At 71.5% G+C, this 9,763-nt stretch carries 10 protein-coding genes; 5 read left to right on the top strand and 5 right to left on the bottom strand.

Annotation, left to right across the window (positions count from 1 at the left end; genetic code table 11):
• Window positions 1–148 precede the first annotated feature (148 nt).
• Complete coding sequence (locus tag AH6_RS38740) at window positions 149–688, bottom strand: TetR/AcrR family transcriptional regulator (RefSeq protein ID WP_067490812.1); 540 nt, start codon at window positions 686–688, stop codon at window positions 149–151.
• An 83-nt stretch (window positions 689–771) separates the two neighbouring features.
• Between AH6_RS38740 and AH6_RS38735 the strand changes: the two genes are divergently transcribed.
• The 3 genes from AH6_RS38735 to AH6_RS38725 are packed head-to-tail and all read left to right on the top strand — an operon-like array spanning window position 772 to window position 2,278.
• On the top strand, window positions 772–1,200 hold the full coding sequence (locus AH6_RS38735; RefSeq protein ID WP_067490810.1) for a DoxX family protein: 429 nt from the start codon (window positions 772–774) through the stop codon (window positions 1,198–1,200).
• Between the two features lie 59 nt (window positions 1,201–1,259).
• Complete coding sequence (locus AH6_RS38730) at window positions 1,260–2,102, top strand: helix-turn-helix domain-containing protein (RefSeq protein WP_157431983.1); 843 nt, start codon at window positions 1,260–1,262, stop codon at window positions 2,100–2,102.
• On the top strand, window positions 2,099–2,278 hold the full coding sequence (locus AH6_RS38725; RefSeq protein ID WP_067490806.1) for a DUF397 domain-containing protein: 180 nt from the start codon (window positions 2,099–2,101) through the stop codon (window positions 2,276–2,278). The genes AH6_RS38730 and AH6_RS38725 overlap by 4 nt, the downstream gene beginning before the upstream one ends.
• Window positions 2,279–2,483: 205 nt before the next feature.
• Here AH6_RS38725 and AH6_RS38720 read toward each other — a convergent pair whose 3' ends face one another.
• Window positions 2,484–3,365 carry an alpha/beta fold hydrolase gene (locus AH6_RS38720; protein WP_067490804.1) on the bottom strand — a complete coding sequence of 294 codons (882 nt, stop codon included), beginning with the start codon at window positions 3,363–3,365 and terminating at the stop codon, window positions 2,484–2,486.
• 58 nt (window positions 3,366–3,423) lie between these two features.
• Window positions 3,424–4,146 (bottom strand): helix-turn-helix transcriptional regulator, encoded by a 723-nt coding sequence (locus tag AH6_RS38715; protein WP_067490802.1) that lies wholly within the window; start codon window positions 4,144–4,146, stop codon window positions 3,424–3,426.
• Between the two features lie 162 nt (window positions 4,147–4,308).
• Between AH6_RS38715 and AH6_RS38710 the strand changes: the two genes are divergently transcribed.
• A complete protein-coding gene (locus tag AH6_RS38710) occupies window positions 4,309–5,268 on the top strand; it encodes a UbiA prenyltransferase family protein (RefSeq protein ID WP_067490800.1) in 960 nt (319 codons plus the stop codon).
• Here AH6_RS38710 and AH6_RS38705 read toward each other — a convergent pair.
• Window positions 5,265–6,326: an Rv1352/Rv1906c domain-containing protein gene (locus AH6_RS38705; protein WP_067490798.1), complete on the bottom strand. Its 1,062-nt coding sequence runs from the start codon at window positions 6,324–6,326 to the stop codon at window positions 5,265–5,267. The two genes, AH6_RS38710 and AH6_RS38705, sit on opposite strands and share 4 nt — an antisense overlap.
• 106 nt (window positions 6,327–6,432) lie before the next feature.
• On the opposite strand from AH6_RS38705, the gene AH6_RS38700 reads away from it, so the two are divergent.
• Window positions 6,433–7,107, top strand: a complete 675-nt coding sequence (locus AH6_RS38700; RefSeq protein WP_067490796.1) for an aminoacyl-tRNA hydrolase — start codon at window positions 6,433–6,435, stop codon at window positions 7,105–7,107.
• A gap of 61 nt (window positions 7,108–7,168) precedes the next feature.
• Here the strand turns inward: AH6_RS38700 and AH6_RS38695 are convergent, their stop codons facing one another.
• Window positions 7,169–9,700, bottom strand: coding sequence for a M14 family zinc carboxypeptidase (locus AH6_RS38695; protein WP_083983883.1), 2,532 nt, complete (start codon window positions 9,698–9,700; stop codon window positions 7,169–7,171).
• Window positions 9,701–9,763 lie beyond the last annotated feature (63 nt).

Genomic DNA, 9,763 nt, shown 5'->3' with positions numbered 1-9,763 from the left:
CCCCGGTGGCCAGGGTCGCCGGTCATGTTCGGGCACGGGGCTGGGGTTGTTGGTCACGTGCAGGGCGCGGGGTTGGGGTTTCTGGTCACGTGCAGCGTGCGGGGCTGAGGTCGCTGGTCAGGTGTCGTGTGCGGGCTTAGTCCACCGGTTAGGTGAACAGCCGCCGGATCACCGGCAACGCCGCAGTTCCAGCGTCATCCCCCAGTCCCTCGGGTAGCGCGCCGCTGATCCACAAAGCCGCGAAGCCGTGCACGATCGACCAAGCCGCCAGGTTCGCATGTTCGCCCTCCGCCTCCGGCGTTGCCGCGAGGGCCGTGTGCAGCGCACGGCCTGCGCGGGTCTGCGCGGCGGTGACCTCTGCGTCGTCCTGCTTGTAGAGGCCGGGTTGGAACATCACCTCGAAGTGCGCGCGATGCCCCACGGCGAACCGGACGTACGCCACGCCCGTGTCCAGGATGTCGGGTCCGGCAGCCTCCAGCGCGTCGGCCAGCAGCTCGTACCCCTGGGTCGCCAGCGCCGTGAGCAGTCCCGTCTTGTCGCCGAAGTGGTGAGCGGGCGCGGCATGTGAGACGCCCGCGCGACGAGCCAGGTCGCGCAGGCTCAGCGCCGCTGGTCCCTGTTGCTCGATGGCGGCGGCCGCAGCGTCGAGCAACACCGGGCGAAGGTTCCCGTGGTGGTAGGGGCTCATGCCGTCATCGTATCTAGTCATTGACAAGATGGGATCCCGTCGTCGTATCTTGTCACTGACAAGTTCAAGGAACGGAGGTCCGCATGGAACCCCTCATCGCTCTCATCGTCGGCTTCGTGGGAGCCCGCATCGCCGGGTACGCAGGTGTGGACGCGCTGGACGGCTGGCACCCGGCCCTGCGCGTAGGCGTCGCCGTCATGTTCCTGTTGACGGCCTTCGCGCACTTCTTCCCGAAGCTGCGCGCCAGTCTGGTCGAGATGGTCCCGCCGAACCTGCCTCAGCCCGAGCTGCTCGTCACCATCACGGGTGTCCTGGAGTTCGCGGGCGCGGTGGGGATGCTGATCCCGGCCACCGCGCCGTGGGCGGCGGGGTGCCTGATCCTGCTCATGATCGTGATGTTCCCGGCGAACGTCTCGGCGGCCCGCCGGGGCACGGAGCAGGGCACGCCGCTCGGGCGGCGCACAGTGTTGCAGGTCGTCTTCATCGCGGCGGCCGCATTGGCCATGACGTGAACGTTCACCATTTTCGGTGACCGCCTGCGTTCGGTTGTGGACAGAACGACACTCGTGTCATGCCGTCGCGTTCAACACCCTCTGTTCGCAACCGCCGCATCGGAATGGAGCTCAAAAAGCTTCGGGACGAGCGCAATATGACGCTGGAGACGGCGGCCACTCGTATCGTGCTGCGCTCCAATGGCTGGCTCAGCAACGTCGAGAACGGTTACGGGATCGGCGGTGACGAACTGGAAGACGTGCTCGACCGCTATGGCGTGGAGGATCAGTCATTCCGGATGGCCCTCGTCGAACTTGCCCGCGTCGACCGGAAGCGGGGCTGGTGGCACCGCCATACTCACGACCTCGCCCCCGCCGCGATGGACTTCATCTCGCTGGAGGCGGACTGTCGTTCGGCTCGCACCTACGAGGTCCTGGCGGTGCCCGGCCTGCTCCAGACCCCCGCGTACGCGAACGCGATGATCACGCTGGAGCCCGAGGCCCGGCGGCGGGCCGTCGAGATCCGCATGGCGCGGCAGCGGATCTTCGACGATCCGATGACGCCGGATTTCGACGTCCTCCTGAACGAGGCCGTGCTCCACCAACGGCTCGGCGGGCCCGAGGTGACGTACGGGCAACTGGGCCACCTGCTGCACACTTCGGAACGGCCGGGCAGCAACCTTCGCATCGTCCCCGCCGAGCCGAGCAACCCGTACGGACTCATGGGCGCGTTCACCCTGCTCGTCATCGGGCAGGCGTACCGGCTGACGGTGGGGATGGTCGAATCGCCGATGGGCATGACCTATGTCGAGCGCCTGGACAAAGTGCGCCGCCTGGAAGAGCGGTTCGAGCGGTTGCGGGAGACGGCCCTGTCGAACCGGGATTCTCTTGCTTTGATCAAACAGATACGGTCGAAGGCATGAGCGTCTGGCGCAAGAGCAGTCACAGCAGCGGCAATGACGCGGGCAGTTGTGTTGAGGTGGCGTCTGCGGCGGGTGGCGCGCTCGTCCGGGACTCCAAGGACCCCGACGGGCCGAGGTTGCGTCTCTCCACCTCGGACTGGCAGACCCTCCTCGGCACCGTCAGGTCTCTTTTCTGACCCGGTCGGGGTGGCGGCGGGCCAGCGCCGCAATCTCCGGCTCGTAGTCGGCGAGCGTCCGGTAGGCGGCCCAGCCGGGCCGGTGGCCTCGGTGAGGTCCAGGCCGAGCCCGGCCAGGCGCCGCGCGGCGGCGGGGGAGGCCAGGTCGCCCAAGAGCGCCAGGCCGCCCAGGATGCGCCAGGCCCCCCAGGTGCCATTCGCTGGATTACTTCAGGAAGGTCCGCAGCGCCGCCAGAGTCTCCTCCGGTGCCTCCTCCGGCAGGAAGTGGCCCGAGTCGACGCTGTGGCCGCTCACGTTCTCCGCTCGCTCCCGCCACACCTTCAGCACATCGAACCGCTTCGGCAGGCCGCCGTGCTCGCCCCACAGCACCAGCAGCGGGCAGGTGACCCGCTTGTCGCGGTCGGCGGCGTGGTGGTCCAGGTCGATGCCGATGCCCGCCCGGTAGTCCTCGCAGGCCGCGTGGATCGCGGCCGGGTCGGCGAAGGCGTGCGCGTAGGAGTCCATGACCTCCGGTGAGAACATCTCCGGACGGCCCGCCCAGCGTCGGATGGTCTCGCGCACGTAGTAGTCGGTGGCCCCCTCGAACAGCCGCTCCGGCAGGTCGTAGGGCTGCGTCAGGAAGAACCAGTGGTAGGTGTCCTGCGCGAACTGCCGGTCGGTCGCCTCGTACATCGTGTCGGTCGGCACGATGTCCAGGACGGCGGCGCGCTCGATCTTCTCGGGGTGGTCCAGGCACATCCGGTGGGCGACGCGCGCGCCCCGGTCGTGGCCGACCACCGCGAACCGCTCGTGGCCCAGCGACCGCATCAGCGCCACCATGTCGTCGCCCATCGCCCGCTTGCTGTAGGTCGAGTGGTCGTCCTCCCCGAACGGCTTGTCGCTCTGGCCGTAGCCGCGCAGGTCGGCCACGACGACGGTGAACTCCTGCGCGAGCGGCCCCGCGATCAGCCGCCAGATCAGCCGCGTCTGCGGGTAGCCGTGCAGCAGCAGGACGGCGGGGCCCGAGCCGCCTTGCACGCCGCGGACCGTCACGCCCTCGCGCTCGACCTCGACGGGCTCGAATCCGGCGAATTCCAATGACTGCATGGTCGGTCTCCCCGCTGTGAATGGATCAGACCTCCCAGACATACCTCCTTGAAGATGATCAGAACCACCCCCGGCGCGCGGCGAGTGCCCCGGCCTGGAATCGGTGGGTGGTGCCCAGCAGTTCCAGCAGCTCAGCGACCCGACGCGCGTAGGTGCGCGGCGACAGGCCCGTCCGCGTCGCCCCGGCCCGGTCGGACAGCCCCTCGTTCAGGCACGCCAGCACCGGGACCAGGTGCGGCGGCGGCGCGTGCGGGTCGCGCCCGGCGGCGGGGTCGTCGCCCGCGTCCCACCAGCGGCGGTGGGCGCGCAGCAGCGCGCGCACCACGCTCGGGTCGCGCACCACCAGCATCCCGTTGTAGAAGACGTCCAGATCCAGCGGCAGCAGCGCGACCTTGCGGTCCAGCACCCCCAGCCGGAACGGGATCGCCGGGATCACGCGGGCCCGGCCGCCCTGACGCCAGGCGATCGTGCCCAGCTCCTCGTCCTGCGCCAGGCCGTGCCGCGAGGTGATCTGGCGGACGTCGGGGAGCCGCGCCACGGCGTCGTGCATGCAGCTCGCGGCGTGCCGGAGCATACGTTCGGGCACGCCCTGGCCGATGCAGCCGGACGGGTCGTCGAAGGTCAGCAGCTCGTGCCGGGTCGCCGCCGCCAGCCGCGCGACCGCCACGCCCACCTGGGGCGCTTCCACGCGCTGCGCGGGCGGGCGGACGCCCCGGGCCGCGTAGAAGGCCGACTCGTCCAGGACCTCCCGTATCGCCTCGCGCTGTTCGGCCTCGCTCATGCGTGTCCTCCGGCTACCGGTCGCATGGCGATTTTACTTCATGTGATTGATCTGATTCGGAGAGTGAGAGGGGTTGTGGACAAGTCGCGGCGGGCTTCTAACTGTACTTAGTGTCTAATAGAGGGTGTCTGCATTTCTCGATCACCCTGGGGGTGACGATCGATGCGCGTCCGCTCCGGTGCCCGGCCCGTCGCGACCGGTGGCCGATTCCTGCTCGACCTCTGGCTGATCGCCCGGCCCGCGTTGTGGCTGGTCTCCCTCGTTCCCTTCTACGTCGGCCACCTGCTGGCCACCCGGTGGCTGGTCGCCGGGCAGGACGTGTGCGCGCCGCCGACCGCGTCCTGCCCGGCCGCCCTCGCCCCGGTGCTCACTGGTCTGGTGGTGTGGGGTCCGCTGGTGTGGCTCGCAGTCCTGGCCATCAACGACGCCTGCGACCTCGACGGCGACCTGCGCAACCCGCGCAAGGACGGCGCGCCGCTCGCCCGCGGCCGGATGTCGGTGCGCGCCGCGCTGGTCGCCGCGCACCTCACCGCCGCCGCCTCCCTTCTGGTCGCGCTGACCGTACGGCCCGCGTTCGCCCTGGTCACCCTGGGTTTCCTGGCGCTGGGCTGGCTCTACAGCGTGCCGCCGGTCCGGCTGAAAGACCGGCCCGGCTTCGACGTCGCCACCAACGCCGTCGGCGTCGGCGGCTTCGCGTTGATGGCGGGCTGGACGTCGGTGCGCCCGCTGGACGGCTTCCCTTGGATCATGGCCGTCACCGGCGTGCTGGTGGCGGTGGCCCTCTATGTCCCGACCACGGTGACCGACTACCGGGCCGACCTCGCCAGCGGCTACACCACCATCGCCGTGCGGCTCGGCCCGCGCGCCGCCTACCGGCTGGGCCTGGCGGCCTGGACGGCGGCGTGCGCCGTCACGGTGGTGCTGGCCGCGCTCGGCGAGGTGTTCCCGCAGCGGGTGTTCTGGGTGCAGGCGGTCAGCGCCCCCGTGCTGGTCGCCGTCTACCACCACTACCTGGGCCGCGCCCGGGAACCGGCTGAGGTGCTGCACGGCATCATCGTCGCGAGCTGGGCGTTCCTGATTCCTTGTGTGGTGTTCGCTCTCGCTTATACCAGTGTGTTCTAGGTAGCCGGGGGGAGTTCGTCGCCTGCTTCGGCGGCTTCGGTGAGGCGGGTGCGCAACGTCTGGGCGAGCGCGTCGCTCTGGGCCGTCAGGCGTTCGATGGCGGGCAGCGCCAGGTCGTCGCGGACGGTGTCGGCCAGCAGCTCGTCGTACTCGTGCGCGCGGGCCGCCAGCACCTCCAGATGGCGATGCGCGCGCAGCGCCTCGTCGGCGGCGCGGGTGCGCTCGGCGTAACGTTCCAACGCCTCCACTCGCCTGGTCACCGCCTGAACGGAGATCTCCAGCTTGGCGCGCAGCGGCTCCAGCGCCGCCGCCACCTCCGGGATGCCGGTCGCGCCCGCCTCCTCCTGCTCGCCGCGCAGTTTGGACTGGCGGGCCAGCACCTGCGCGATCTCCCACTCCTGGCGGGGCAGGGTGACGGCGTTGTCGACGGTGTCGAGCATGCCCTCCCGGTTGACGGCCGAGTCGCGGACGGTGTCGATGGCGGCCTGCACCCGGCCGAGCAGGTCGCGGGCCGGGTCGTCGAGGTCCTCGGGCACCAGGTAGCGGTCGCGGCGGCGGTCCAGTTCGCGGGCGCGCTGGAGGTCCAGCGAGACCGACGGGGTGCCCAGCGCGATCAGCGTCGCCATCATCGCCATGCCCAGCAGCCACAACGTGCCGAGGAACACCGAGCCCGCCAGCCCCACGCCCAGCACCGTCAGCGGGGCCAGCCACACCAGCGGCCGCCGCCGCATCACCACCACGTCCAGCTCCTCGCGCAGCGTGGGGTCGGCGACCGGCCGCAGCGGGGCCCCGCCGTCGGGCGAACGTGCGGGCGCGAGGCGCTCCCACTGGCCGCCGACGTGCGTCTCGAACGCGAAGTCGGTGGGCGCGATCTCGATCTCGGCGGGCCCCGCCGGAAGCGGCCAGGACCCGACCGGGTCGCCGCCGCCCGGCCCGGTGAACCGCACCCACCAGCCGCCCTTGCCGTCCAGGCACCGGTACCGGCCCGGCGCGACGTCGATCCCGACGAAGAACGTCCCCACTCCGGGGATGGAATTGCCCCAGGCACCACTGGTCACCGGTGACCTCCGACCCGACCTCTCCCGCCGTGTACCTCGCCGTACCCACATAAGCCGCAGGAAAGTCACGCGCGGGGCGGGAGATTGGCGGTGGAATACTGCCGAGGTGCGACCTGAACACGACCCCAGAGACGATCCGCCGTGGGCGATGCAGCTGGTGGTGCGGGCGGAGAAGGCCGATCCGCCCACCCACTCGGCCGTCTGCGAGGCCGCCGCGACCGCGGTGGTGGAACTGCTGACCGACCCGCGCGCCGCCGGTCCCGACGGCGAATGGGCCGAGCCGATCCGCGAATGGGAGTCGCGCCGTATCCGGAAGGTCGCCCGGCGGGCACGCGGGGTGCGCTGGCCGGAGGTCCAGGAGTTGCCCGGCGTCACCGTGGACGTCAACGGGGCGCAGGTGCGGGCGTTCGTGCCGTCTCCCGTGGCCGAGGTGCCGCCGCAGATCGCGAAGCTCCAGGTGGCGGGGCTCGACCTGCCCGACGACGAGGACGATCCCAAGCCGCCGCCGGAGCCGCCCTACGCCGCGATCGCCCTCAACCCCGGCGTCACCATCACCACGGGCAAGGCCGCCGCGCAGTGCGGGCACGCCGCCCAGCTCCTGCTGCGGCAGGCGTCGGCCGCCGACGTGACCGCCTGGATGGAGGGCGGGTTGCGCGTCCACCTCGCGCGCGACGTGCCTTGGGACAAGTGCGTGGAGCACGCCACGGTCGCGGTGCGCGACGGCGGGTTCACCGAGGTCGCACCCGGGACGATGACCGCCATCGCCTGGATCGTGCGCTGACAAGGGGAAGGGCGGGCCGGTGCGTCCGGCCCGCCCTTCTCGTTCGTTACGGCAGTGCCCGTTACGGCAGGGTGACCGCGATCGGGGCGATCCCGGCCTTGCGGATCAGCGACGGCAGCCGTCCCGCGAACGGGTGCTGGTCGGCGGCCAGGCCCCGCGGGTTGTCGATCACGTAGTGGACGGCGTCGCCGCTGCGCCGCTCGCTCCACCGCGCGCCGACCGAGCGCAGCAGCGCCGCGGCCTTCCCGGCGTCACCGGCCTTGACCGACACCCGGATCGGCGACTCTGCCTGGATCAGCGACCCGGCCTGCTTCGCCTGCCCGGACGACGGCGCGGGCGCGGCCAGCGCCGCCACCTTCGCGACCGGGTTCGGGCCGAGGATCGCGTTGTGGAGCAGCTTGGCCGTGCCGTCGGAGAACGCCCGGAAGTTCGGCTCCGCGCCGAACAGCACCGTGCGGCCCTTGCCGACCCGCTCGTCGGTGACGGCGGCGGTGCCGCCCAGCTCGGCCGAGCCCCGCTCGAAGCCCGACACGAACCACTGCGGCGAGGTCGTCGGCGGGTAGGCGACGGCGACCTTGGCCGGGTCGGGCTGCCGCATCACCAGGTCGTAGGCGTAGAACGACCAGGCCGTCGGCCCGACGTTCTTGGCCAGCGGGCTCTTGCCGTCCACCGTCACCCGGAACATGGTGCCGGGCACGTCGGAGGTCGGGTCGCTGAGCGTGGTGGTGGTCAGGCCGAGCCGCGCGGCGAGTTCCGCGCCGCCCTGCCAGCCGACGTACCGGCCGCCGTTCTGCGTCCACTGCTGGAGCGCGGCGCGCCCGGCGTCGCCGAGGGCGGTGTGCGCGGTCGCGGCGGGGCCGTTCGGGGTCAGCAGGACCTGCACGCCCGCCAGCTTGCCCGCGGCCACGTCGGCCGGGGTGAGCAGGGTGAACGGCAGCTTCCACTCGCGGTCCAGGCGGTGCCGGAGCCAGCCGACCGACTGGCGGGCGTCGGTGGAGGTCGCGGAGAGCTGGAGCACGCCGATCTTCGGGGCCTTGCCCGGCTTGCCGGTGTGCTCGGCGGGCAGCGTCGGCAGCGGCAGGGCGCGCGGGCGCAGGTCCGCGCCGGACGAGCCGCCCGACACGTTGCCGAGCAGCGGCATGCTCCACGCCGTCACGTCGTAGAAGTAGGGGAACGGGGTGTAGGAGTCCTCGTTCAGCATGGCCTGGATCCAGTGCTTCTGGGCCTGCGCCATGGAGACGTGGTAGGTCCCGGCGGGCAGCGTCGCCCGGCCCTCGGGGCGGCCGTACTCCTTGTAGTCCGGCACGGTCAGCGGCGTGACGAGCTTGTCGACGCGCACGCCCATGCGCTGGAGCCGCCGCACGATGGTGCGGACCTCGGCGCGCTTGGCGGGCTCGTCGCGCAGGAAGTAGTGCCGCACCTTGCGGTCGGGCACCGGCCGGTCGATCTGGTTCGGCGGGTTGTAGACGTGGTTGGGTTCGAGCTGCCCCGCCTTGCCCTGCGCGTAGGCGTCCACGCTCATCTGGTGCCACTCGGTGAGCACCCTGCGCCGGTTGGCGGCGGCGGCCGACAGCGACACCCACTGGGTGAGGTACTGCTCCTCGACCCGCTCGGGGTAGGGGCTGGCGCTGCCCTTCTCGTAGGTCATCCCGGCCGCGTGGAAGGCGGTGGTCGGGACCGTGTCGCCGTAGCCCTGGTAGAACAGGTCGTAGGTGTCGCGGTTGAAGAAGTCGATGCCCCGCCGGGTGAACTCCTTGATCATCGCCGCGCCGTACACGTCGTTGATCCACCCGATCGCCTGCTCGGGCGTCTCGTGGTAGATCGGGTCGGCGTTGGGCGGGAAGAAGTAGGACGTGCCGCCCATCTCGTGCGCGTCGATGTAGAGCGCCGGGGGGTACTGGTTCAGCATCGCCAGCTTGCCCTCGGTCTCGGGCTGCGTGCGCGCGAACCAGTCGCGGTTCATGTCGAAGCCGTAGGCGTTCTGCCGCACGTTGTTCTCGCGGCCGTCGGGGTTCTGCGTCGGCAGCACCACGACCAGCGCGTTGTTCAGGATGTTGGTGGCGGCGCAGTCGCTGCGGTCGCCGAGGTCGCGCAGCACCCGCAGCGCGGCGTCGGTGCCGCTCGGCTCGTTGCCGTGCACGTTGCCGCTGACCCACAGGATCGGCACGCCGCGCTCGGCGATGCGCGCGGCGAGCTTCGCCGGGGTCGCGGGGTTGCGCAGCAGCGCCGCCTCGCCGCGCACCTTGGCGAGCCCGGCGCGGGTGAGGGTCTCGGGGCGGCCCACGATGGCGTACTTGAGGGGACGTCCCTGGGCCGACGTGGCGAGGGTGCCGGAGACGACGCGCTCGCTCTTGGCGGCGACCGTCTCCAGGTAGCGGTCGGACTCGGCGGCGGTGACCTGCCGCTCGCCGAACTCGATGCCGAGGACCTGCTTGGGGGAGGGGACCTTGCCCCGGTAGGCGGGGGCGGTCCCGGTGGGGTCGCAGGCGGCGGGCGGTGCGGCCGGCGCGGCGGCGGCGCTCTGGGCGAGCGAGGCCGGCGCCGCCAGCGACGCGGCCAGCACCGCCGACCAGGCGAGGGATCGGGCTCTCATGAGCCCCAAAGCTCGCACCGTGAAAATCGTTCACCAACGGCAAGTTCTGCCAAGATCGCCGAG

Origin of the sequence: Actinomadura hibisca NBRC 15177 (genome assembly GCF_001552635.1) — a bacterium.
GTDB lineage: Bacteria > Actinomycetota > Actinomycetes > Streptosporangiales > Streptosporangiaceae > Spirillospora > Spirillospora hibisca.
The sequence above is the reverse complement of the archived record's forward strand: the minus strand, read 5'-3'. Positions and strand labels throughout refer to the sequence as shown.